Origin of the sequence: Litorilituus lipolyticus (genome assembly GCF_006439335.1) — a bacterium.
Lineage (GTDB): Bacteria > Pseudomonadota > Gammaproteobacteria > Enterobacterales > Alteromonadaceae > Colwellia > Colwellia lipolytica.
This window is the reverse complement of sequence record NZ_SAWY01000036.1, coordinates 15,296-39,780: the sequence shown is the minus strand read 5'-3', so window position 1 is coordinate 39,780 and position 24,485 is coordinate 15,296. Positions and strand designations below refer to the sequence as shown.

Genomic DNA, 24,485 nt, shown 5'->3' with positions numbered 1-24,485 from the left:
AAAATAAGGGGACATATTTTAGCGCTTTTTTAAGTAAAACGATACGATCAAATCATTAAAAAAGATCTGTCGCGATCCTTAATATATAAAAAGAGATCTATATAAAGATCTTATTATTATTACTTATTAAGATCGCGTTTTTCTGTGTATAAGTGGTTTTTTCTTATAAATATTAGATAGTAACAGCAATGATAACTTTGTGATCAACACATGATCTATTAGCAAATAAGCTTTGATCAAAAGAGCTATTTATACACAGGCATAATTAATATTAATTTGTTCAACTGAATAATAATAGAAAAATAACGGGTTATTCATGCTTTTATCCACAATGGCTGTTTTATAATTGAATAGTTGTTAATAACTTATGGGTAATAGATCTATAGCCGATCCATATTTTGCTCAATCCATTGCTGTGCTAGATCTTCTGGATCAATTTCTTGGGACATATCTAGTGTCTTAATGCTTGTGATTTCAGTGCAACCTTTTGATATTAATATGTTATTTATATCTTTCCCAGCTTTACAAAAGGTATCGTAACTTGAGTCACCCACAGCTATCGTCAGAAAATTGATTGTTGATAGATCTTGATCACTATTAACTAGATCATTAACAAATGCTTTTAAGTTATCTGGATACTCACCAGCACCATGAGTTGAGGTACATATTAACCAAATGACTTTATCTGACGGATTAACCTGCAATGATCGATCAATAATTGAAGAAAAGTTAGGCGTTAAATGTAAGTCAATAGAATGGTTTTGGCTTTCAAGTATTTCTTCGCATGCTTCTGCAACATACTCAGTGCCACCAAGCATACTGCCAACGATTATTTGGATAGAACTCATAGTTAACTCGTATAGTCATTAAAATTAGCGCTATTGTAGTACTTATATAGCTAGACTCAACTAATTATTACTTTGTATGAGCTGACGTTGATTTAGTTAAATAAAATGACAATATAAGAGTAAACGTTAACGCCTTTTATTAATTATTAGTAATAAAAAAGGCCGTACTGATGACGGCCTTTGCTTGGTTTAGATAGTTATTTACCAATACAAAAGGAGGTGAAGATCTTTCCAAGTAGATCGTCACTGGTAAATTCACCTGTTATCTGATCTAATTCTTGTTGGCAAATACGTAGCTCTTCAGCTAGAATCTCACCTGCAACGTAAGACTCTAATTGATCTAAACCTGTTAAAAGATGGTTGTGAGCTCTTTCTAAAGCGACTAAATGGCGCCTTCTCGCCATAAACCCACCTTCCGTACTCCCTTGATAGCCCATGATTGCTTTTAAGTGTTCTTTTAAGCTATTTATGCCTTCACCTGTTTTAGCTGATAAGGTGATCACGCTATGCTGATGTTGTCGATTATCGATAAATTCAGATAAACCTGTTTCTATCGCTATTTTATCTGCTTTATTTCTTACTAAGGTTAGGCCTATATGCTCAGGTAGCTGTTCAAAAAACTCAGGATATAGGCTTTTGATATCTTGTTCGTCTTCCAATATGGTGTGTTGCTCACTTGCATCTACCATAAGCAGCACTCTGTCTGCTTGTTTTATCTCTTGCCATGCGCGCTCTATACCTATTTGTTCAACGGTATCTGTACTTTCACGAAGACCTGCGGTATCTATAATGTGTAACGGCATGCCATCTATGTGAATTTGTTCAGCTAGCACGTCACGTGTTGTTCCTGCAATATCAGTTACAATAGCGCTTTTTTTACCGCTAAGGGCGTTTAGTAAACTTGATTTGCCTGCATTTGGTCTGCCTGCAATAACCACACGCATACCTTCTCTAATAAGGCTACCTTGTTGTGCTTGTTTCCTTACTTTTTCAACGCGTTCAATAATTGCTTTTAAATCTGAAACAACTTTTTTATCGGCCAGAAAATCGATCTCTTCTTCAGGAAAGTCTATTGCAGCTTCAACATACATTCTCAAATGAATAATGCTATCAACCATTTCATGTACAAGTTTTGAAAAATCGCCTTGTAATGAATGTAGTGCCGAGCGTGCTGCTTGCTCTGAACTTGAATTAATAAGATCGGCAATAGCTTCTGCTTGGGTCAGATCCAGTTTATCGTTTAAAAAAGCTTGCTCACTAAATTCACCTGGCTTGGCCATTTGTACGTTAGGCAGTGCTAGGATCGCTTTAAGCAGCATGTCTAGAATAACAGGGCCACCATGACCTTGAAATTCAATTACATCTTCACCTGTGAATGAGTTAGGTGCTTTGAAATATAGGGCGATGCCTTGATCAAGAATTTGCTTATTTTCATCGAGAAAGGGCAGATATTCAGCTTTTCTCACTTCAGGCACTTTGCCTAGAATAGCTTGCGCTACATGCTTAGCTTCAGGCCCTGATACTCTGATAATACCTACACCTCCGCGACCAGGTGCTGTTGCTTGTGCTGCAATAGTGGTTTGTTGTGAAAAGGCTGTCATTTTATAGATTACTAGTAAATTGCTTTGTTATTATTTTACTTTATTTTTCTTTGCTGCACAGTTTTTATCAGTATTAAAAAAGGTAAATAAAAAAGGCGACCCTAAGGTCGCCTTTTTTATTGTTATTTTATTTAGCTTTCTTTGGCTGCTTTTTGCTTAGCCATTCCATCAAAGATGATTTTCATTTGTATGATTGATATAACGTTACTGATGAACCAGTAAAGTACTAAGCCAGACGGGAACCACGCCATAAATACTGAGAATACAACAGGCATATACTGCATGATCTTTTGTTGCATTGGATCTTGAATGGTCATAGGTTGCATTTTCTGCATAACATACATACTAATACCCATTAGAATAGGCAGTACGAAGAACGGGTCTTTAGCTGATAAATCTTGAATCCAGAAAACAAATGGCGCGTGACGTAGTTCTACACTTTCTAAGAATACCCAGTAAAGTGCTAAGAATATTGGCATTTGTAATAGTAAAGGTAAGCAACCACCAGCTGGGTTAACTTTCTCTTTACGATACATTTCCATGGTTGCTTGTGACATTTTTTGTCTGTCATCACCGTAGCGCTCTTTCAATTGCTGCATTTTAGGCGCTAAATCACGCATTTTAGCCATTGAAGTGTATTGTGCTTTGGTTAATGGATACATAGCACCTTTCACAATCATGGTGATGATGATAATTGCAACACCCCAGTTTGAAACAATATTCTGAATTTGTAGTAGTAACCAGAATAATGGTTGGCTAATCATCCACAAGAAACCGTAATCAATGGTTAAATCAAGGCTAGGTGCTAAAGTCTCTAAAACTGCTTGATCTTTAGGGCCAACATATAGAACAGCTGAAGTTTTACCTTGTTCACCGGCATCAATATTTATAGCTGGAGCTTTAAAGCCTATAACCGCTTCATAGTTGTTAGTGTAACTTGTGTAAAGTTGGTTAGTATCTTTACCATTTGGTACCCATGCAGAAACGAAGTAGTGTTCAAGCATAGCCACCCAGCCTCCAGCAGTTGGCTTGCTTAAGTTAGCTTCTGCAATATCTTCAAAATCATATTTTTCATAGCGTTCTTCAGTCGTTGAGTATGCTGCACCACGGTAGGTAGGTAACATGCCTGTTGAAGTATCAACAACTGTTGATTGCTTTAACTGGCCATACATCTGAACAGAAACCGTATTGCTAGTATTGTTGTTAACAATGTAATCAACATTGATTACGTAGCTGTCGGCTTTGAATGTAAATCGCTTGGTTACGTTCAAACCATTATCTGCTTGATATACCAAATCAACAATTAATTCTTCGTTACCATCTAGATCGTAGTTACTTTGCTGTGATGTATAAATTGGGCGACCTTTAACAATTCTGTCAACGCCATTAGCACCGGTTAAACCACTTTGAGCAATGTATTTTTGTGCGCCATTTTGTAAAACAGTAAATGGAATTTTGCTGTCTTGAACTGTTTCATATTTCAACAGTTTCACTTCAACAATATCACCGCCTTGGCTATTAATCTTCGCTGATATGGTATCTGTATTTACCGTAATCAGTTTGCTATTTGTAGCTGATGGAATTTTCTCTAATGCAGCAACTTGTTCAGAAGATTCAGGAACAAAATCACCACTATTTTCTTGAATACTTTGTTCTTGGGTCGTAGTGACTTGCTCTACTGGTGTTGCTTGTTCTTTTTGCCATTGACTAAATAGCAAATAAGTAACAACCATAAGCGCAATAAAAAGCAGACTGCGTTGGGATTCCATAAGGTTTATTTCTCTTTTTTTATGTGTTGGCACGGGATCATCACCCCCTGCATTAAGTGGATGACATTTTAATATACGTTTGCTTGCTAACCAAGTCCCTTTTATCACCCCAAAGCGATTAACTGCTTCAATTGCATAGGATGAACAGGTAGGGTTGAATCGACAATTTGAACCAAGTAAGGGACTAATAAAGCGTTGATAGCCTCTAATTAGTGTTATTACTATTTTTTGTGGCGTTGAATTATTTTTCGCCATATTTTTTCTAATTGTTGATTTATTTGATTGTTGTCTAGCTGATCAATCCCAGACTTTACCATAACAACTATATCTATATCAGGTAATTTATGTTGATTTAATCGAAAACTTTCTCTAACGAGCCTTTTTATACGATTTCTTTGAACAGCGAGTTTTACACGCTTTTTAGCAATTGCTAAACCTAATCGGTTATTTGGGTCTACGGTAGAGTTTTTATCACTAGGCGTAATAAGTAGGGTAAAGTGGTGTGAACCGTAACGAGTTGGTTTAGAAAAAACTCGTTGAAAATGACCGGGAGTCAACAAACGTGACTCCCGATTAAATTTATAAGTAACCATTATAAGGCTAGCTTATGATATTCTATAGTAAGAATATTAATTAAGCGCTTAGGCTTGCACGGCCTTTAGCACGGCGACGAGCTAAAACAGCACGACCGTTTTTAGTTGCCATGCGAGCACGGAATCCGTGGTTACGCTTACGTTTTAATACGCTAGGTTGAAATGTTCTTTTCATTACGCTAATCCGTCGGTTGTTGTTGCCCTGGCAAAACCGCCGTTTGAGCACACTGGTCTAAAAAAAGAGGCCGAATATTAATGCCTGTTGGCCTATTTGTCAATTATTAATCACTACTATTTTGTAATAAATGATCCTTTAAGTGGATCTTTTCGATCTTCATTTGTTCTGGTGATCTTTTTTTACCCACAGCTTTATACAAAATAGACAATATTTTCCTTTTCTATATATATTTCTGTTATAGAACTGTGCTGTATTCTTATGTTTTAGTATTTAAAAATAGGGCTAAAACCAATATTTATTCATTAATTCTGACTTTATTCTAAAAAAGGGCTATTAACGCAAAAGTCAATATTGCACTTGTGGATAACTCAATAGATAATAGCAAAATATATTTATAATCATATCATGTTTTCCGTTTCTTCCCCGCAGTGAGTACGGTCTGTTATTCGACGAGTTTTTAAGTCGTTTTGATATAATTAAACGTTTTTTGGAGTTTTGGTTGGACCTTTCACCTTGGCAACGATGCCTTTCTATTCTACAAGAAGAGTTGCCCGCTCAGCAATTTAGTATGTGGATCCGTCCGTTGCAATGTGTCATCACTGATAATGTTATGACATTATATGCTCCAAATCGCTTCGTTCTAGATTGGGTAAGAGATAAGTATGTTAATCGTATCAATGAGTTAGTCACTCTTCATGATACTGACAACCCTTTATTACTACGATTTGATGTCGGAAGTAAACCGCTAGTGAATGCTAGCCCCGAAGGAGAAGTAGCAGTGCCTGCCGCTCACCCTTCAGGATCAAATATGTTTTCTCAGTCTATTAACAGTGATCTCAAACCTAAGGAAACAGAAAGCAATTTACCTAAAAAAACCAATGTTAGAGTTAATTATACTTTTGATAATTTTGTTGAAGGTAAATCAAACCAATTAGCAAGAGCTGCTGCTTCTCAAGTGGCAGACAATCCTGGTGCTGCATATAATCCGTTATTTATATATGGTGGAACTGGTCTAGGTAAGACTCATTTACTTCATGCGGTAGGTAATGGCATCTTGTTGAATAAACCAAACGCTAAAATTGCCTATATGCATTCTGAACGCTTCGTTCAGGATATGGTCAGAGCGCTTCAAAACAACGCAATGGAAAAGTTCAAGCAATATTATCGAAGCGTCGATGCATTATTAATCGATGATATTCAATTTTTTGCTGGTAAAGAACGTACTCAGGAAGAATTTTTTCATACTTTTAATGCGCTTCTTGAAGGTAACCAGCAGATTATTCTAACTAGCGATCGTTATCCTAAAGAAATTGATGGCGTTGATGACAGACTTAAATCTCGTTTTGGTTGGGGTTTAACCTTGGCTATTGAACCACCAGAACTTGAGACGCGTGTTGCTATTTTAAAGAGAAAGGCGGAAGAGAGTCATATAAATCTGGCTGATGAAGTTGCTTTCTTTATAGCAAAACGACTGCGTTCTAATGTAAGGGAGCTAGAAGGTGCTTTAAACCGAGTGATTGCTAATGCCAATTTTACTGGTAGAGCTATAACCATCGATTTCGTTAGAGAAGCATTGCGTGATTTGCTAGCACTTCAAGATAAGCTTGTGACTATTGATAATATTCAACGTACAGTTGCTGAATATTACAAAATTAAAGTAGCAGATTTATTATCAAAAAGAAGAAATCGCTCTGTTGCTAGACCAAGGCAGATAGCCATGGCATTATCTAAAGAATTAACGAACCACAGTTTGCCTGAAATTGGTGATGCCTTTGGGGGTAGAGACCACACAACTGTGCTTCACGCTTGTCGTAAAGTAAAGTCTTTGCGTGAGGAAACTCATGATATAAAAGAAGATTATTCTAATCTAATTAGAACTTTATCTTCATAATAATAATGTTCAATGCTTAAGTGGGTATAAGAATGAAGTTTTCATTAAATAGGGAATTATTACTAAAGCCATTACTATTAGTTTCTGGTGCTGTAGAAAGGAAGAGTACATTACCGATTTTGGGAAATATTCTTTTTGATATTAGTGGGCAATCACTTACTTTAACGGCTACAGATTTAGAGCTAGAGATGGTTTCATACGCAGAAATCAATAATGAAGGTACTGATGGTAAGATAACTATTCCTGCTAGAAAGCTACTCGACATATGCAAGAGTCTCCCTGACAGCGCTACGATTACTTTCTCCACAGAAGGTGAATCTGTTATGCTTGCTTCAGGAAGAAGTCGTTATTCGCTCTCAACGCTTGCTGCTTCTGACTTCCCTAATATTGAAGAATGGAAGGGCGATGTAGAATTTAAATTGATGAAATCTGAATTGCTTAGATTAATTGAAAGTACCCATTTTTCCATGGCTAATCAGGATGTTCGTTATTATTTAAATGGTATGTCCATCGAGTGTGAAGGTAACGAGATCAGATCTGTAGCTACTGATGGACATAGATTAGCTATTTGTAAAATTGTTAATGAAAGTTTAGCCTTACCTGCGCGCCAAGTTATTGTTCCCCGTAAAGGAATTTTAGAAATAATCAGGTTGTTAAATCCTGTTGATGAAGAAGTCCAAGTTTTCTTGGGTTCAAACCATGTTCGTATAGTTGATACCGAGTTTTCTTTCACAAGTAAGCTAGTAGATGGTAGGTTTCCAGATTATCGTCGTGTTCTACCTCGTAATGGTGATAAGGTTTTTGAAACTAATAAAGATCAATTAAAGCAAGTTTTATCCCGTGCTTCTATTTTATCAAATGAAAAATTTAAAGGCGTTCGATTAAATTTTTCTAATTCATTATTAAAGATAACAGCTAATAATCCTGAGCAAGAACAAGCTGAAGAAGAGTTAGAAATTAACTTTCCTTACGATGACTTAGAGATTGGTTTCAATGTCAGTTATGTTTTGGATGTATTAAATGCTGTCAAAGATGAAGAGGTTAAGTTTACCTTAGCTGATGCAAACAGCAGCGTTGTTATTGAAGGTGCTAATTCTGGTGAGGCGTTATATGTCGTTATGCCAATGAGACTTTAATCTCTTTCATAATGAGTGTAGATAACTTTGTAACAGAAAATTTTCGTAATCTTGTATCTGCGCAAATTGTATTGCACCCTAAGTTAAATTTTTTTATTGGGCAAAATGGTAGTGGTAAGAGCAGTTTGCTTGAAGCTCTTTTTTTTCTGGGTCATGGTAAGTCTTTTAGAACAAATAAATTAGAGCACATTGTTTCTTTTTCACATGATAACTTCATTGTGAGTGCGAAAGACGCAAATGATAACCAATTAGGTTTAAATAAAAATATAACTAATCAGGTAACTAAACTAAAACTAAATGGTGAAGTTACCTATAAACTTTCTAATTTGGTTGAACATTTTGCAGTGCAAATTGTTACTCCAGAAAGTTTTAAATTGTTTTTTGGTGGGCCCAAAGAGCGGAGAAAGTTTATCGATTTAGGAATGTTTCACGTGAAACATGATTTCTCTGGATTATGGCGTAAGTTTAATCAGGTACTTAAACAGCGAAATGCAGGTATAAAAAACAAATTTTCAAAAGTTGAATTAGAATATTGGAATAATGTTTATTGTGAATTATCTAATGTAGTAGCAAAACATAGAGCAGATTATGTGGAATTGTTAGAGAAAGAATTGAATGTAATGCTAGGTTTATTACTGCCAGATTTATCAAACCAAGTTTCAATACAATATTTACAGGGATGGCCTAAAAACAAAAATTTATATCAATGTTTAGAACAGGCATATGATAGAGAATTAGCACAAGGATTTTCTGTCTATGGTGCTCATCGGTTTGATGTTAAGTTTTTATATGGTAATCATAGCATCGAAGCATGTTTATCGAGAGGGCAACAAAAGTTGTTTTTATTGGCACTAACTTTTGCTCAAGCAAAATTAATTGAGAAAGTTAAGCGACTAAAACCAATTTTGTTAATAGATGATATTGGTGCAGAATTAGATGTTAATTCAAGAACTATATTAGCAGATACGATTTTGCAAATGAACTGCCAAGCGGTTATTACCGCTATAGATGAAGAAATGATAAAGCCATTTATTATTAACTTTAGCAGTATTCATAATAATGGTGAACAGCAAGAGTTTAAGATGTTTCACGTGGAACATGGTAAAGTTATTGCTAAAAATGAAATAAAAATGAGTGAATAGGCTGAAACTATGACAGTAGAAAACGAATATGACTCGTCCAGTATTAAAGTACTAAAAGGACTTGATGCAGTACGAAAAAGACCAGGAATGTACATCGGTGATACAGATGATGGTACTGGCTTACATCACATGGTTTTTGAAGTTTTGGATAACTCAATTGATGAAGCTTTAGCTGGTCATTGTAGCGATATCATTGTAACTATTCATTTAGATGGCTCTGTATCTGTGAAGGATGATGGTCGAGGAATACCAACAGAAATTCACCCAGAAGAGGGTGTATCTGCTGCTGAAGTTATCATGACAGTACTTCATGCTGGTGGTAAATTTGGTGGTGAAGATTCAGGATATAAAGTCTCTGGTGGTCTTCATGGTGTAGGTGTTTCGGTAGTAAATGCTTTAAGCGAAAAATTAAAACTAACAATTCGTAGAGATGGAAAACTCTTTGAGCAAATGTATAGCATTGGTGAACCAGATGCGCCATTAGCAGTAGTAGGTGAAAGCGATAATAACGGTACCGAAATTAGATTTTGGCCTAGTTCTGAAACGTTCTCAGATACTCTTTTTCATTACGATATTTTAGTTAAAAGAATTCGAGAGCTTTCATTTTTAAACTCAGGTGTATCGATAAAATTAATCGATGAACGTGAAGAAGGACGCGAAGAGCATTTCTGTTACGAAGGTGGTATTCAAGCATTTGTTGATTATTTAAATACCAATAAAACCGCCGTTAATGAAAATATCTTTTACTTTGATTTAAGTAGAGAAGACGGCATTGTTGTTGAAGTAGCAATGCAATGGAATGATGGCTTCCAAGAGAACATATTCTGCTTTACAAATAATATCCCTCAGCGTGATGGTGGTACTCACTTAAGCGGCTTTAGAACAGCACTAACACGTACCTTGAACTCTTACATGGTAAAAGAAGGCTTGAATAAGAGTAAAAAGGGTGAAACTAACGCAACAGGTGATGATGCTCGTGAAGGTTTAACAGCTGTTATATCAGTGAAAGTACCTGATCCAAAATTCTCGTCTCAAACAAAAGATAAGCTTGTTTCATCGGAAGTAAAAACTGCAGTAGAACAAGCCATGGGTGAAAAATTAGGTGAATACCTATTAGAGAACCCAGGTGTTGCTAAAACGATTATTATGAAGATTGTCGATGCTGCTAGAGCTCGAGAAGCGGCACGTAAAGCAAGAGAAATGACACGCCGTAAAGGTGCATTAGATATAGCAGGCCTACCTGGTAAGCTTGCAGATTGCCAAGAAAAAGACCCTGCATTATCTGAACTATATATTGTGGAGGGTGATTCAGCAGGCGGATCTGCCAAACAGGGCAGAAATCGTAAAAACCAAGCAATTTTACCACTGAAAGGTAAGATTCTGAATGTTGAAAAAGCAAGATTTGATAAGATGATATCTTCTCAAGAAGTAGGTACGCTTATTACAGCTTTAGGTTGTGGGATTGGCCGTGATGAGTATGACCCGGAGAAACTAAGATACCACAGCATTATTATAATGACCGATGCTGATGTCGATGGATCTCACATACGTACTTTACTACTGACATTTTTCTATCGTCAAATGCCAGAAATTATGGAACGTGGTCATATTTTTATAGCACAACCTCCTCTTTATAAAGTGAAAAAAGGTAAACAAGAGCGATATATCAAAGACGATGAAGCATTAACTGAGTACCTTACAACGTTAGCTTTAGACAATGCATCTATTCATGTAAATGAGCAAGCACCAGCGATAATGGGTGCAGCATTAGAGCAACTGGTAAATCAATATAGAAATACTATGGAAACCATTAAGAGGATTTCTAGACAGATACCAAGCGACATTTTAGAAAAAATGGTTTATAGCAGTACTATTGCCCCTGAGGCATTTAACGATAAAGTTAAAGTGGAAGCTTGGACAAATGATTTAATAACACAATTAGAAAACCAAGACGGTAATGGTTCTATCTATAGTGTTACAGTAGAACAAGATCATGAAAGAAACATTTTCTATCCGAGATTTAATGTAAGGCAACATGGTATTGATAAGCAATATAACTGTAGCTATGACTTTATTAATTCAAAAGAATTTACGGCAATTCAGTCATTGAATGAAGCAATTAATGGTTTAATGGAAGAAGGTGCTTATGTTAAACGTGGAGAGAAAGTTAACGGCGTTTCAAGCTTCGAACAAGCATTGAACTGGCTAATGGCTGAATCTAAACGTGGTCAATACATACAGCGATATAAAGGGTTAGGTGAGATGAACCCTGAACAGCTATGGGAAACAACCATGGACCCAGAAACAAGGCGTATGCTACGCGTTACAATTGAAGATGCAATTGCAGCCGATCAATTGTTTAATACGCTCATGGGTGATCATGTTGAACCGAGAAGAAACTTTATTGAAGACAATGCCTTAAGAGTTTCAAACTTAGACGTATAGTACTTCTAACAACCAATATTGATGCCCGGTCTTCATAAGCCGGGCATTTTTGCTCTTAACACAGGGCAAACAAAATAGATTAAATACTCTACAGTGTTATAATCTGACGAGAACATATAAATAACGGCGAAATTGAGACAGATGACAAATTTCAACATAAAAACATTCCAAGGCCTTATCTTGCAATTACAAGATTTCTGGTCAAGACAAGGTTGTGTAATTGTTCAGCCCTTAGATCTAGAAGTAGGTGCTGGTACTTTCCATCCAATGACGTTCCTACGTTCTATTGGTCCTGAACCAATGAGTAGTGCTTATGTACAGCCGTGTCGTAGACCAACTGATGGTAGGTACGGTGAAAATCCGAATAGATTACAGCATTACTATCAATTCCAAGTTATGTTGAAACCTTCTCCTGACAACATTCAACAACTGTATTTAGACTCATTAGAAGAGTTAGGTATTGATACATTGGTTCATGATATAAGATTCGTTGAAGACAATTGGGAATCACCAACGTTAGGTGCATGGGGCTTAGGTTGGGAAGTTTGGTTAAACGGTATGGAAATAACTCAGTTTACTTACTTCCAACAAGTAGGTGGCTTAGAGTGTTCACCAGTTACAGGTGAAATTACATATGGTTTAGAGCGTTTGGCTATGTACATCCAAAACGTAGATAGCATTTATGATCTTGTTTGGACTGATGGTCCAATGGGAACTGTTTATTACCGAGATGTGTTCCATCAAAACGAAGTGGAGCAGTCGACCTATAACTTTGAACATGCTGATGTTGATGCTTTATTTAAGCAATTTGATCAATGTGAGAAAGATAGTGAAAAACTTATTGAAGCGAATTTACCATTACCAGCATACGAACAGGTAATGAAAGCATCACATGCATTTAACTTATTAGATGCAAGACATGCAATATCAGTCACTGAGAGACAAAGATATATATTACGTGTAAGAGCTTTATCAAAAGCATGTGCCGAAGCGTATTATCAAAAAAGAGAAGAATTAGGGTTTCCACTTTGTAAAGATAGCCAAGCTAAACAAGGAGCTAAATAATGTCAACAGAAACACTCCTTATTGAACTTGGTACAGAAGAATTACCGCCGAAATCTTTAACAAAACTAGCGACGGCTTTTCATGATGGAATACAGAGTCAACTTGATAAAGCAGCATTATCTTATGAAGAGATTAGCTGGTATGCCTCGCCTAGACGACTTGCAGTTGAAGTAAAAGTACTTGCTGCAAAACAAGAAGACAAGCAGGTTGAAAAGCGTGGACCCGCGGTAACAGTAGCCTTTGATGATCAAGGCAATCCAAGTAAAGCTGCAGAAGGTTGGGCGCGTTCAAATGGCATCACTGTTGAACAAGCAGAAAGACTTGTAACAGAAAAAGGTGAGTGGTTACTACATCGAGCAAATGTTAAAGGTAAATCAGTTAAAGAAATTATACCTGAGATAGTAAGCTCAGCATTAACAAAACTGCCTATTCCAAAGCCAATGCGCTGGGGTAATGCTCGCACACAATTTATCAGACCAGTTCATACGCTAACTATCATGTATGGTAATGAAATATTGCCATGTGAAACATTAGGTGTAAGTTCAGATAATAAATTACAAGGCCATCGCTTCCATCAAAAAGATAAGGTTACGCTGACTCATGCCGATGAATATATCACGACCTTGAATAAAGCGTTCGTTATTGCTGATTTCTCTGAAAGAAAAGCCAAAATTGTAGAGCAAATTAATCAAGCAGCAGAACAAATAGATGCAGTGGCATTGATGGATGAAGAATTACTTGAAGAAGTTACAGCTTTAGTTGAATGGCCAGTAACTCTTGTAGGTACCTTTGATGAAGAGTTTCTTAATGTTCCAGCTGAGCCATTAATCTATTCAATGAAAGACCACCAAAAGTACTTTCCAGTAACGAATAAAGCCGGTGAATTAATAAACAAATTCATATTTGTTGCAAATATTGAATCTAAAGATCCTCAACAAGTTATTTTTGGTAATGAAAAAGTAATTAGACCAAGATTAGCTGACGCTGAGTTTTTCTATAAAACAGATAAAAAGCAACGCTTATCAGACCGGTTAGATAAATTAGCTAATGTACTATTCCAAAAGCAATTGGGTACAGTTAAAGATAAATCAGAACGCATTGCAACTTTAAGTCAGTCCATTGCTCGTACTATTAATGAAAATACTGAAGAAGCCTACAGAGCAGGTTTATTAAGTAAAACAGATTTAATGACAGATATGGTATTAGAGTTCCCACAAGTACAGGGAACAATGGGTAAATACTACGCAAGGCATGATGGTGAGAGTGAAGCGATAGCGCAAGCGTTGGAAGATCAATATCGTCCAAGATATGCTGGTGACAGCTTACCTGAAGCAAATATAGGTTGCGCAGTTGCCATAGCAGATAAAATTGACAGCTTGGTAGGTATCTTTGGCATTAACCAACCACCTAAGGGTGATAAAGACCCATTTGCACTAAGAAGAGCTGCTATTGGTATCATTCGTATCATTATAGAAAAAGAGCTGGAAATTGACCTTACAGCGCTTATAGAGGAAAGTATTGTACTGTTTGGTGATAAATTAAGTAATACCAATACTGCAAATGAAGTGCTTGATTTTATTATGGGACGCTATAGAGCATTTTATCAAGAGCAGGGCATCAATATAGATGTGATACAAGCAGTTATGGCGAATAAACCCAGTTCACCATTAGATTTTGATAAACGCATAAAAGCAGTAAGCTACTTTAGAACATTAGATGCAGCGGTGACATTGGCTGCGGCTAATAAGCGTGTTGGAAATATATTGGCGAAATTTGAAGGTCAATTATATGAAGGTTTTAAACTTGAATTAGCTCAGGAAGCGGAAGAAAAAGAGTTAGCGCAAGTTTTTGCTAAAGTAAATGAGCAAGTTAAGCCTTTAATGGCGTCAAAAAATTATCAAGGTGCCTTGACACAACTTGCACAATTGAAAACATCAATTGATGTCTTTTTCGATAATGTCATGGTAATGAGTGATGATGAAGCGGTAAAAACTAACCGTTTAACACTACTTAATGAAATTAGAAATTGCTTCTTTGAAATTGCAGATATTTCTCAGCTTCAGTAGCAATAAATAAGAAAAAGTTAAATTAAGAGGGTATGGCAACATACCCTTTTTTTATGGGTAAAATTTAACAAAAATAGCAGCAATAAAAGCTAAAAAAAATTGTGCTAGATCAACAATAAAATAAACAGTAAGAGTATGGTGGTTATAGAGAAAAATAAAGCGATATATGCTAATAAAACAGCAATATTAAGGAGGATCTTATGCCAAATAAACAACTAGCTGCAGCACTTAAAGAAAAGCAACATGAGCTGGCAACACGGATTAATGCGATAGAAGCAGATTTTCATAAAGGTAGATCTCAAGACTTTGCAGAACAAGCTACTGAAACAGAGAACGATGATGTTCTTGATGAGATACATCACGAAGCAAAAATAGAGCTGAAATTAGTCAATGAAGCATTGATTCGTTTAGAAAAAGGCATCTATGGAAATTGCAGCAACTGTGACGAACCAATTAACCCAAAAAGATTAACAGCATTACCCTATACAACCACCTGTATAGATTGTGCAAACTAGGAGTAACATATGACTTTAGAAAAACATGATCTTCATCACGAATTTCCAGAATACCATGATGAAATACATCATTTAAAAATGAATGATTCGCACTTTTCTCGTTTATTTACCGAATACCATGAAGTAGACCAAGAAGTTCACCGTATTGAGCAAGGTGTTGAAAATACCAGTGATGAATATTTAGAAACTAAAAAGAAAGAACGACTATTGTTAAAAGATAAGTTACTAGTCATCATTAAAAAAAGTAAAGAAACCGCATAATCTATAATAGCGTAATAAGCCAATCATTTACTGGTATGCGTAGATGATTGGTTATTTTTTTCTAATAATGTAAATAAAGGGACTACTACTTACTTTTTGATAAGTTAATTCATGTTCCATAAAGCGACAGAAACTTGGAATATCACGTGTTGTGGATGGATCATCACACTGGACTAACAGGGTTTCGCCATTAGCAATTTTTCGAATATTCTTACGTACCATCATCACAGGCTCAGGGCACCTTAAGCCAATAGCATCAAGGAAATGATCTGCACTTGGGGGATTTTCATTGTTCATAATAAAGTGAGTGTAAATTCAGCAATAAAGCACAATTATACCTGATAGCAATTAATGAAACCTAGCATAAGAGATAAAAAAGAGAATACGCTATACTTACCTGCGAATGTTTATCGCGTTATGATGCAACGCAGCCTTTTGATAAACCAGAAATTCGACTTAAGATAAATCGTTTCATACTTATGACAAAAAAACTAATATCCAATATTTTCTTTATTCTTTTTTCCTGGCAAGTAATTGCAAGTGAATCTTTCATCATTACCAGTGATCAAACACAGCAACAAACATTTCAAAGAGCAGAAAAATACGTATCTCAACCTAACTCAAGACAATATGTAGACTTATATAATCAATTACATTACTACCCTCTACAGCCTTATTTAGACCAGCGCCGCTTGATGCATAAAATAAAATTATCTGATGCTGCAGAAATTGATAAGTTCTTAACTAAATATGAAGGTTCACCACTTGATTGGCCACTGAGAAAGGCATGGTTGAATTACTTAGCGAAAAAAAATAGACCGCTATTATTTATCAAGTATTTTAAACCGACCTCAAATGCAGAGCTAACATGTAAGCATTTGAATTTTTCTTTAAAGGCTGGCTTACCAGAAAGTACAGTTTTACCGCAAGTTACCAAACTATGGTTAGTTGGAAAGTCACAGGATAAATCGTGCGATCCGTTATTTAAACTGTGGGAAGCTGCAGGTTATAGAACGCCAGATGTTGTATGGCAAAGAGTAGGGCTAGCTGCAGACGGGGGTAAGCACACGCTACTGCCATACCTGACAAAACTACTACCAGAAGAAGAAAAATATTTAGGCAGCTTATGGCATAAAGTACGCAGAGACCCAGCAATAGTTTCACGTTTAAATTACTTTCCTAAAAAGTCAGTAAAAGAAAGTCAAATCTTTACCTATGGTATTAAACGTTTAGTGTGGCGTGATCCTAATAGAGCTGTTAAAACCTATAAAAAAGCACAAAAAGTGTTTGAATTTTCAGACCAACAAATACAACAAATTGATGAGAAGTTTGCCTTAGCTTTAGCAAATAAAAACCATCAATCAGCAAGAGAGTGGTTGGAGAAATTAGATCCAGCCCAGCTTAATCGAAATATGTTGCAATGGCGCTTAACACAAGTACTAAAACAACAAGACTGGCAACGAGTCATTAAAGAGTTAGAACTACTACCTGAGTCACATAAAGGCGATTTACAGTGGCAATATTGGTATGGCAGAGCATTAATTGAAACAGGAAGAAAAGCAGAAGGTAATGAAGTAATGAATAAGCTAGCTAATAAACGCCATTATTATGGTTTTTTAGCCGCTAGCTATTTAAAAGCGCCTGTGAGCTTAGAGCATATTCCTGTGGGTACAACCTATGCTGAGAAACTAAAAGTACTCAACCACCCTGCAGCAAAACGTGCTTTTGAATTGTTTTATTTAAAACGCTATACGCAAGCACGAAGAGAGTGGAATTTTTGGCTATCTAAACTTACTAATCAAGAAAAATTAGTTGCAGCTAAAATTGCCAATGAGAATCAATGGTTTGATCGAGCTATTTTTACATTATCACAGGTAGGTTATTTAAATGATGTATCGTTAAGATTTCCAAAAGCCTTTGATGAAAAAATTAATCAGCACGCTAACAAAGCCAATATAGAACCTGCTTGGGCATTTGCTATTACCCGAAGAGAAAGCTCATTTATGACTGACGCTCACTCATCTGCTGGCGCAAGAGGATTAATGCAAATCATGCCTAAAACAGCAAAATCGTTAAAGCGCGGTAAGGTGAGTAAGAAATATTTATTAAATGCAGAAAATAACATCCAGTTAGGAACAAAGTATTTGCGGGAATTACTTGATCAAAATAAAGGAAATCAGGTACTGGCAACAGCATCCTATAATGCCGGGCCATACCGAGTAAAACGCTGGTTAAAGAACTTAAAATCTATGCCAGCAGATATTTGGATTGAAACAATACCATTCAAAGAAACAAGAAATTACGTGAAAAGCGTTTTGGCCTATCAAGAAATTTATCAACACAAGCCAGGTCAGGTGAGTAGTGTTTTTGAAAATGTAATTAATATGAATATTGGTGACTAGTAAGTTTAGCTGCCAAGCAAAATGAACAGTTAGTAAAAATAATATTAATACTCAAATCAATGAGTATTAATAGGCTATGCTATGATGTCTAAAAAAATGGAGACTGATCAAATGACTGCACTAATTGATAAATTGGCTAACCTTTATCCTGCCCATATAACTCAACTTCAACAAACGACAAAAACGGTATTAAAAAGAGAAAACCTTGAAGGTCTAGTTATCCATTCAGGTCAAGAAATCAAAGCATTCTTAGATGACAATAGTTATCCATTTAAAGTGAACCCACATTTTAAGTATTGGCTTCCTCTAACTGAAATAACTAACTCGTGGTTAGTGGTTAATGGTGAAGACAAGCCAACAATTATTTATTACCAGCCCGTTGATTTTTGGCATAAAGTTACTCCTCTTGATGAAAGCTATTGGGGTAAACACTTCACCATTAAAATTCTCAAAAAAGCAACAGAAGTAGACCAGCTATTACCTTACGATAAAAAAGGTTATGCCTATATTGGTGAACATATAGAAGTCGCAAGGGCATTAGGGTTTGATAATATTAACCCTGAACCTTTGGTAAGTTATATTCATTACCATAGAGCCTACAAAACAAGCTATGAACACGAGTGTATGCGTCAATCGAATAAGTTGGCAGTAACAGCACATAAAGCGGCTAAAACAGCATTTTTTAAGGGTGAAACCGAGTATGATATTCAACAAGCTTATTTAACTGCGATAGGCTTTACCACGAACGACACGCCGTATGGAAATATTGTTGCCTTAAACAAAAATTGTTCAATTCTTCATTATACGGCCCTTGAACGAACACCTCCCCAAAGCCATCAATCATTTTTGATTGATGCCGGTGCAAACTTTAATGGTTACGCATCAGATATTACTCGAACCTATGCATACAAAGACAACAAATTTGCCGAGTTAATAAAACGTATGGATCAGTTGATGTTGTCGGCTGTTGCAGGTTTAAAACCTGGACTAAGTTATGTGGATTTACATATTCAAACTTATTTAGAAATAGGAAAGGTATTAAAAGAGTTTGATTTAATTAATGTTGATGCTGAATTAGCGGCGGAATCGGGCATTATTTCTACTTTTTTCCCACACGGGTTAGGTCATCATTTAGGGTTACAAACTCATGATGTTGGTGGCTTTATGGCTGATGAGCGAGGTACACATGTTAATGCGCCTGAAGCACATCCTTTTTTAAGAACGTCTAGAGTGATTGAAGCAAACCAAGTATTTACTATTGAACCAGGACTCTATTTTATTGATTCATTGCTCGCAGACCTTAAAAGTTCGAGTAATGCTGACCAAGTTAATTGGCAAAATGTTGAAGAGCTTCGCGATTTTGGTGGTATTAGAATAGAAGATAATATTATTGTTCATCAATCTCACAATGAAAACATGACGCGTGATCTTGAATTAAATTAATCTTATCGATATTGAATGAATGACCAAATCATATTTAATTGCGACGAATGAGGTAGTTGATGAAACAATCGTAAGTCGCAGTCGTTTTATTTGCTACCTAAAGCCTTGTGACTCTTCTGAAAAAGCAAAAGAAATAATTAAAACCATTCAGGAGTTGCACCCACAAGCAAATCATCATTGTTATGCTTTTGTTACTGGCGCTTCGCAAAATAGTCAAGGCTATGGTTTTTCTGATGATGGCGAACCAAGTGGCACGGCAGGTCGTCCTATGCTGTCGGTTTTGCAGGGCTCTGGTATTGGACAAGTATGTGCCATTGTGGTTCGCTACTTTGGTGGTACAAAGCTAGGCACCGGCGGTTTACAAAGAGCTTATGGCGGGAGTGTTAGACAAGCGCTCACTTTTTTACAGTCAAAAACTAAAATAGCTATGGTGCATAAAAGGTTAGCGTGTCAATATAGTCAGGTTAACGATATTTTGCATTTACTCGCTATAGCCGAGGGTGAAGTGATTAGTCAAGAGTATCAGCAAGCAGTTGAATTTGAGCTCGCTATTCCATGGGATAAAGTGGAGAGTTTTCAACAGCAATTACAAACAATGTCTTCAGGGCAGCTTGTATTATCAAAAGAGAGTGAATAGATATATTCATTAAAGTAAAAAAGAATAACCGTGCAATATAAAAATATTATTAGGATCTTAGGGTTATTGGTCGCACTGCTTAGTGTCACTATGTTACCGCCAGCACTTATCTCTATGTTATATCGTGATGGTGGTGGTGTTCCTTTTTTGATGGCATTTTTATGGTGCTTATTTACCGGTATTATTGCTTGGTACCCTAACAGATATGAAAAAACAGATTTAAGAGCGCGAGAGGGCTTTTTAATTGTTGTACTATTTTGGCTTGTACTTGCTAGCTTCTCAGCCATTCCCTTACTTTTACTTGAGCAACCCAACTTATCTGCAACAGATGCATTTTTTGAATCTTTTTCTGGTTTAACCACTACAGGCGCAACCATTTTAACTAACATTGACTCATTACCTCACGCGGTATTGTTTTACAGGCAACAGTTACAGTGGCTTGGTGGTATGGGGATTATTGTATTAGCCGTCGCTGTACTTCCTATGCTTGGTATTGGTGGTATGCAGCTTTATCGAGCTGAAACCCCAGGTCCAGTAAAAGACTCAAAAATGACCCCCAGGATAGCCGATACGGCAAAACATCTTTGGTATATTTATTTATCTTTAACCGTGGCTTGTGCCGTTGCATATTGGCTGGCTGGCATGAGCGCCTTTGATGCTATTTGTCACTCATTTTCAACAATTGCTATTGGTGGTTTTTCAACCCATGATGCCAGTATGGGCTACTTTAACAGTCCACAAATTAATTTAGTGTGTGTATTCTTCTTAATTATTGCCGGGGTAAATTTTGCTCTTCATTACGCTGTTGTACAAAGCAAATCGTTAAAAAATTACTTTTATGATCCTGAGTTTAAGGTGTTTATTGCTATTCAGGTTATACTGACATTAATTTGCTTCTTTGTTTTAATGGCTTCTGGTACTTATCAAAATGAAGATACCGCCTTAGATCAAGCACTATTCCAATCCGTTTCTATTAGCACCACCGCAGGTTTTACCACAACTTCATTTGCAGACTGGCCAACGTTACTTCCTATTTTATTGATATTTTCTAGTTTCATCGGCGGGTGTGCGGGCAGTACTGGTGGTGGTATGAAAGTTGTTCGAGTGGTTTTACTGTATTTACAAGGTGTTCGAGAACTCAATAAACTAGTACACCCTAAAGCTATTTTTAGTATTAAACTAGGTAAGAAAGTCCTTCCTGATAGGGTTGTCGAGGCAGTTTGGGGCTTTTTCTCAGCTTATGCTGCTGTCTTTGTTATCTGTATGTTGCTTTTATTAGCGGCAGGAATGGATGATATAACAGCCTTTACCGCCGTTGCTGCATGTATTAATAACCTAGGTCCAGGATTAGGTGAAGTGGCGGCAAACTTTGCCAGTATTAATGACATGAGTAAATGGGTATTGATAATGGCAATGTTGTTTGGTCGTTTAGAAATTTTTACTCTCTTAGTGTTGTTCACCCCAGCTTTTTGGCGCTCATAATTTATATAACGAAGGCTATCTTGTATATACAAGTAAAGTTGTGTTGTATATACAAGATAGCATAAAGTACTAATTTTATTAAAATTGGTGGCTTATCCCAATCCAACCTTGAGTATCTGACTTTTGATTTTCAGGGTTTACTTGTGCAACGCCGTAATTAATGACTAAATCCGTTATGCCAGTAAAACCAAAGTCGTTATGAATGGTTCCTGTGAAGCCATAACTATCTATAACTTCTTGTTTATCCATTTTATGACGACGATAAAAAACCTTACCAATACTTACCGGAATATATGCTTGCATTTGCTCATAGTCGTTGGCTTGTTGGCTATAAAAAGCCAGTTCAGGTGTTAATAATTTATTCAAATGAGCTTTCTCTTGTATGAGAGAGGCTGAATAACCGCCCAAAGAAAGTATATTACCTGCTTCACTGCTACGATTTGCCCACAGATATGAGACACCTAGGCCATAACCTTTAAAGTGAGCGTTCATGTCAAATTCACCATTATTACCTTGGTATGATGAATCAGAGATTTGCTGAGAGAAGTCATCTTCACCCTGTAAAAAGGTAGTATTGAATTGTTGATGTAAAGCCCAGTTTTGCTTATCTAAAGACCAGCTTTGTTGCAAGCCTACTGAAAAATAGTGACTATCAAAACTAGCCGTTTTGGCAACTTTTCCTTGAACAAAGCCATTAAGTTTTAATGTCTCAAATTGCATGGGATAACTGGCTTCAAAAAATAAACCCCGTTCTTTTAAGTGACCTAAATTAATTGCATCCTCAAACTGTTGGTTAGTTTTAAGTTTAAATTGATAACCATGAGCGAGTAACTTCACTGGCCAGCCATGCCAACGAACACTGGCAGAACCGCCAGAAAGAATATTACTCGAAAAGTCTTGGCTAATATGAGCTTGCCAATCGAAACGACCAAGTACATCACCACTTTTATATCCCAACTCAAGCATTGTCGAACTCGCAGAATAAAAGTTTCCACCTAGGGTGATAGTGCCTTGCTGAGGTCCAACACCATAATTAGATTGCTCACCAATAGAAGAATCCACAATGATATCTGCAGCTTCTAGTTTATAAGAAGAAGCTAAGCTACTTGTTACAGAGGCATTGGTAGTTGTATCTGTTATGGTGGTTTTATTCGCGTTATCGATGGCTAATTGATAAATGTCAGGGCCATTGTCATTTATGGCAAGGTGTAATAGTTCATTTTCATCCTTAAAAACTGGCCAAGTGATTGGTTGTTCTCCTGAGGTGAGGGATGATAGCTCTTTAACGGTAAAGTCGTATTGATACAGCTTAGTTTGCTGATCTAGTCCTGCAACGAAAAATATTGATTTACCATCTTTTGCCCACTCAGGAAAAGACAAGAACTGATAGTTCTCAGGTACTGGTACGGTTGCTATTTTACCTGTTAAGATGTTTTTGATTTTTAAAGACCATTTATTATTTAGTGAGCTAACAAGATAAGCAAGTTGTTGTTGATCAGGGCTAATGCGCGGAAAATCATATACATGGTGCAAACTTGCGGCTGTTAATTCACTCTCAATGCTCGCCTCTTTATTTGTATTGAGCGATAGTTTAACTAACTGTGATTTACCATAACGGTTTCGTTCTGCGTAAATTGTTTGGCCATTATCCGCGATATCAAATCGTCTTAGATTTTGCTCTCTGGTTAATTGGGTGACGGTATTGCTTGATAGTTGCCATATAAATAAGTCTTGGTGAAACTCGTTGGCACTCGATAAACTGGTAGAGCGGTATACTATATGGTCATCATCAAGCCATCGCGGATCATTGATGCCCCGACTATTGGTTTGATGTAAACTATAGGCTTGCTTACGCTTAAAAACTTTGGGTGCTTTTGCTGCAATATCCTTAGGGTCATCTTTGAGTATCTTAGCTACTTCTTCATTAAATTCTTTTTTAGCTTCGGCATTTTCTTCGGTTTTATAAACGTGAAGAGACACTTTTGTCTCTTCATCATTACGTGTTTTTTCGACAACAGCTAAATGTTCGCCATTAGGACTAATGCTTGGCGCACTCACATAGCCAGATAAATCCAGCCAGAGATTCGAATCTATCTCAGGATAGTGTGCTTCTTTTTGTAGTGCCTGATGAGTATATTCTGCAATAAAACGTTGATATAAGCTTTTTGCGGACTGAGGAAAAACACCATTAAATGCTTGATTAAATGTACGGTTTTTTACTGCTGTCCAACGGGTCCAAACGGCATCTAGTGTATCTTCACCATAGTTTTCTTCTAACCACTGTAGGTATCTAACACCGACTAAGTACGCCATTGAGCCTGACATAAAATCGTTATTGATATTACTAAGTTGGCTGTATGAGGGCAGGGCACCTTGGCGGGCAAATTGCTGCAGTATTGATTCAACATAATTGTTGTACAATCTGCCACGGCCAGTCATTTTAGATTCTAGTAAGGTTGCGTAGCCTTCTGCTACCCAACGCTCCCCTTTAATTTGGCTGGCGTCATAGAGATCATACCAACCCGCAATTTTACTACGGATATTTGAGCGACTTTTCTGAGCAAGGTGGACTAAATGAACATACTCGTGGAGCACTAATAACTGTTGCCAACCGGTTGAGTTTGAAATAACACTATCAGACATTGGTGGTGTTGCGAATAAAGCCATATATGGTTTGTGACTTAATGGTACGGCAAAACCATTGGCAGCATTAAGAGGGTCAATGATATAGGCGTCTACTTTTTCTGATAAAACTCTGCCTTGTTGCTGTTCTACTAATGTGCGAACGGCTTCCATTTCGCGCGCACTTGATAATGCCCACTTTTCATATTCGGGAGTAAAATGAACGCGGAAGTTCTCAGTTTCGAAAGTTTGCCAATTCTTTGTGTTGTCTAATTGGTCGGCTTGAGCATAACTTGAGCTAGCAAAAAGAGCTAAACTAATTGCTTTGAGGGTTTTGCTAAATTGCATAAACATCCCTTTTTATGATGAATTGTCATGAGATTAAAGGG

At 36.7% G+C, this 24,485-nt stretch carries 19 protein-coding genes; 12 read left to right on the top strand and 7 right to left on the bottom strand.

The features are described 5' to 3' along the window. Positions 1-380 precede the first annotated feature (380 nt). The 5 genes from EPA86_RS13675 to rpmH form a co-directional block, all read right to left on the bottom strand. Positions 381-848 (bottom strand): flavodoxin domain-containing protein, encoded by a 468-nt coding sequence (locus EPA86_RS13675; RefSeq protein ID WP_140604532.1) that lies wholly within the window; start codon positions 846-848, stop codon positions 381-383. 197 nt (positions 849-1,045) lie between these two features. Next, positions 1,046-2,449: a tRNA uridine-5-carboxymethylaminomethyl(34) synthesis GTPase MnmE gene (mnmE, locus tag EPA86_RS13670; RefSeq protein ID WP_140604530.1), complete on the bottom strand. Its 1,404-nt coding sequence runs from the start codon at positions 2,447-2,449 to the stop codon at positions 1,046-1,048. A 131-nt stretch (positions 2,450-2,580) separates the two neighbouring features. Beyond that, entirely contained in the window at positions 2,581-4,473 is a 1,893-nt protein-coding gene (yidC, locus tag EPA86_RS13665) for a membrane protein insertase YidC (protein ID WP_140604528.1), read from the bottom strand. Further along, a complete protein-coding gene (rnpA, locus tag EPA86_RS13660; protein ID WP_246058399.1) occupies positions 4,440-4,778 on the bottom strand; it encodes a ribonuclease P protein component in 339 nt (112 codons plus the stop codon). The genes yidC and rnpA overlap by 34 nt, the downstream gene beginning before the upstream one ends. Positions 4,779-4,851: 73 nt before the next feature. After that, a complete protein-coding gene (gene rpmH / locus EPA86_RS13655; RefSeq protein ID WP_118959841.1) occupies positions 4,852-4,986 on the bottom strand; it encodes a 50S ribosomal protein L34 in 135 nt (44 codons plus the stop codon). A 502-nt stretch (positions 4,987-5,488) separates the two neighbouring features. On the opposite strand from rpmH, the gene dnaA reads away from it, so the two are divergent. From dnaA to EPA86_RS13615, 8 genes are all read left to right on the top strand, one after another. Beyond that, positions 5,489-6,880, top strand: coding sequence for a chromosomal replication initiator protein DnaA (gene dnaA / locus EPA86_RS13650; protein ID WP_140604524.1), 1,392 nt, complete (start codon positions 5,489-5,491; stop codon positions 6,878-6,880). Between the two features lie 32 nt (positions 6,881-6,912). After that, positions 6,913-8,016, top strand: a complete 1,104-nt coding sequence (dnaN, locus tag EPA86_RS13645) for a DNA polymerase III subunit beta (protein WP_140604522.1) — start codon at positions 6,913-6,915, stop codon at positions 8,014-8,016. 11 nt (positions 8,017-8,027) lie between these two features. Further along, positions 8,028-9,158, top strand: a complete 1,131-nt coding sequence (recF, locus tag EPA86_RS13640) for a DNA replication/repair protein RecF (RefSeq protein WP_140604520.1) — start codon at positions 8,028-8,030, stop codon at positions 9,156-9,158. Positions 9,159-9,167: 9 nt separating this feature from the next. Next, positions 9,168-11,603 carry a DNA topoisomerase (ATP-hydrolyzing) subunit B gene (gyrB, locus tag EPA86_RS13635; protein WP_140604518.1) on the top strand — a complete coding sequence of 812 codons (2,436 nt, stop codon included), beginning with the start codon at positions 9,168-9,170 and terminating at the stop codon, positions 11,601-11,603. Between the two features lie 141 nt (positions 11,604-11,744). Then, on the top strand, positions 11,745-12,668 hold the full coding sequence (glyQ, locus tag EPA86_RS13630) for a glycine--tRNA ligase subunit alpha (protein ID WP_140604516.1): 924 nt from the start codon (positions 11,745-11,747) through the stop codon (positions 12,666-12,668). Beyond that, complete coding sequence (gene glyS / locus EPA86_RS13625; protein ID WP_140604514.1) at positions 12,668-14,734, top strand: glycine--tRNA ligase subunit beta; 2,067 nt, start codon at positions 12,668-12,670, stop codon at positions 14,732-14,734. The genes glyQ and glyS overlap by 1 nt, the downstream gene beginning before the upstream one ends. 200 nt (positions 14,735-14,934) lie before the next feature. Next, positions 14,935-15,249 carry a TraR/DksA family transcriptional regulator gene (locus EPA86_RS13620; RefSeq protein WP_140604512.1) on the top strand — a complete coding sequence of 105 codons (315 nt, stop codon included), beginning with the start codon at positions 14,935-14,937 and terminating at the stop codon, positions 15,247-15,249. Between the two features lie 9 nt (positions 15,250-15,258). Beyond that, on the top strand, positions 15,259-15,510 hold the full coding sequence (locus EPA86_RS13615) for an HP1242/YdcH family protein (protein ID WP_140604510.1): 252 nt from the start codon (positions 15,259-15,261) through the stop codon (positions 15,508-15,510). A gap of 51 nt (positions 15,511-15,561) precedes the next feature. Here the strand turns inward: EPA86_RS13615 and tusA are convergent, their stop codons facing one another. Continuing rightward, the gene (gene tusA, locus EPA86_RS13610; protein WP_140604508.1) at positions 15,562-15,807 is read right to left on the bottom strand and encodes a sulfurtransferase TusA; all 246 of its coding nucleotides are present in this window, start codon (positions 15,805-15,807) and stop codon (positions 15,562-15,564) included. Positions 15,808-15,989: 182 nt separating this feature from the next. On the opposite strand from tusA, the gene EPA86_RS13605 reads away from it, so the two are divergent. The 4 genes from EPA86_RS13605 (at position 15,990) to EPA86_RS13590 (ending at position 21,474) form a co-directional block, all read left to right on the top strand. Then, positions 15,990-17,912 (top strand): transglycosylase SLT domain-containing protein, encoded by a 1,923-nt coding sequence (locus tag EPA86_RS13605; protein ID WP_140604506.1) that lies wholly within the window; start codon positions 15,990-15,992, stop codon positions 17,910-17,912. A 123-nt stretch (positions 17,913-18,035) separates the two neighbouring features. Then, positions 18,036-19,355: a Xaa-Pro dipeptidase gene (gene pepQ, locus EPA86_RS13600; RefSeq protein ID WP_140605027.1), complete on the top strand. Its 1,320-nt coding sequence runs from the start codon at positions 18,036-18,038 to the stop codon at positions 19,353-19,355. Positions 19,356-19,374: 19 nt separating this feature from the next. Next, positions 19,375-19,992 carry a YigZ family protein gene (locus tag EPA86_RS13595; protein ID WP_140604504.1) on the top strand — a complete coding sequence of 206 codons (618 nt, stop codon included), beginning with the start codon at positions 19,375-19,377 and terminating at the stop codon, positions 19,990-19,992. A gap of 30 nt (positions 19,993-20,022) precedes the next feature. Beyond that, complete coding sequence (locus EPA86_RS13590) at positions 20,023-21,474, top strand: TrkH family potassium uptake protein (protein WP_140604502.1); 1,452 nt, start codon at positions 20,023-20,025, stop codon at positions 21,472-21,474. 78 nt (positions 21,475-21,552) lie between these two features. Here EPA86_RS13590 and EPA86_RS13585 read toward each other — a convergent pair whose 3' ends face one another. Next, entirely contained in the window at positions 21,553-24,444 is a 2,892-nt protein-coding gene (locus tag EPA86_RS13585; RefSeq protein ID WP_140604500.1) for a TolB family protein, read from the bottom strand. Positions 24,445-24,485 lie beyond the last annotated feature (41 nt).

Bases quoted from the DNA above. Each gene is read 5' to 3' on its own strand.
- glyS (WP_140604514.1), top strand. From the start codon at position 12,668: ATGTCAACAGAAACACTCCTTATTGAACTTGGTACAGAAGAATTACCG.
- EPA86_RS13605 (WP_140604506.1), top strand. From the start codon at position 15,990: ATGACAAAAAAACTAATATCCAATATTTTCTTTATTCTTTTTTCCTGG.
- recF (WP_140604520.1), top strand. From the start codon at position 8,028: ATGAGTGTAGATAACTTTGTAACAGAAAATTTTCGTAATCTTGTATCT.
- yidC (WP_140604528.1), bottom strand. From the start codon at position 4,473: ATGGCGAAAAATAATTCAACGCCACAAAAAATAGTAATAACACTAATT.
- mnmE (WP_140604530.1), bottom strand. From the start codon at position 2,449: ATGACAGCCTTTTCACAACAAACCACTATTGCAGCACAAGCAACAGCA.
- gyrB (WP_140604518.1), top strand. From the start codon at position 9,168: ATGACAGTAGAAAACGAATATGACTCGTCCAGTATTAAAGTACTAAAA.
- glyQ (WP_140604516.1), top strand. From the start codon at position 11,745: ATGACAAATTTCAACATAAAAACATTCCAAGGCCTTATCTTGCAATTA.
- rpmH (WP_118959841.1), bottom strand. From the start codon at position 4,986: ATGAAAAGAACATTTCAACCTAGCGTATTAAAACGTAAGCGTAACCAC.
- EPA86_RS13615 (WP_140604510.1), top strand. From the start codon at position 15,259: ATGACTTTAGAAAAACATGATCTTCATCACGAATTTCCAGAATACCAT.
- EPA86_RS13675 (WP_140604532.1), bottom strand. From the start codon at position 848: ATGAGTTCTATCCAAATAATCGTTGGCAGTATGCTTGGTGGCACTGAG.
- tusA (WP_140604508.1), bottom strand. From the start codon at position 15,807: ATGAACAATGAAAATCCCCCAAGTGCAGATCATTTCCTTGATGCTATT.
- EPA86_RS13585 (WP_140604500.1), bottom strand. From the start codon at position 24,444: ATGCAATTTAGCAAAACCCTCAAAGCAATTAGTTTAGCTCTTTTTGCT.
- EPA86_RS13595 (WP_140604504.1), top strand. From the start codon at position 19,375: ATGACCAAATCATATTTAATTGCGACGAATGAGGTAGTTGATGAAACA.
- dnaN (WP_140604522.1), top strand. From the start codon at position 6,913: ATGAAGTTTTCATTAAATAGGGAATTATTACTAAAGCCATTACTATTA.
- EPA86_RS13620 (WP_140604512.1), top strand. From the start codon at position 14,935: ATGCCAAATAAACAACTAGCTGCAGCACTTAAAGAAAAGCAACATGAG.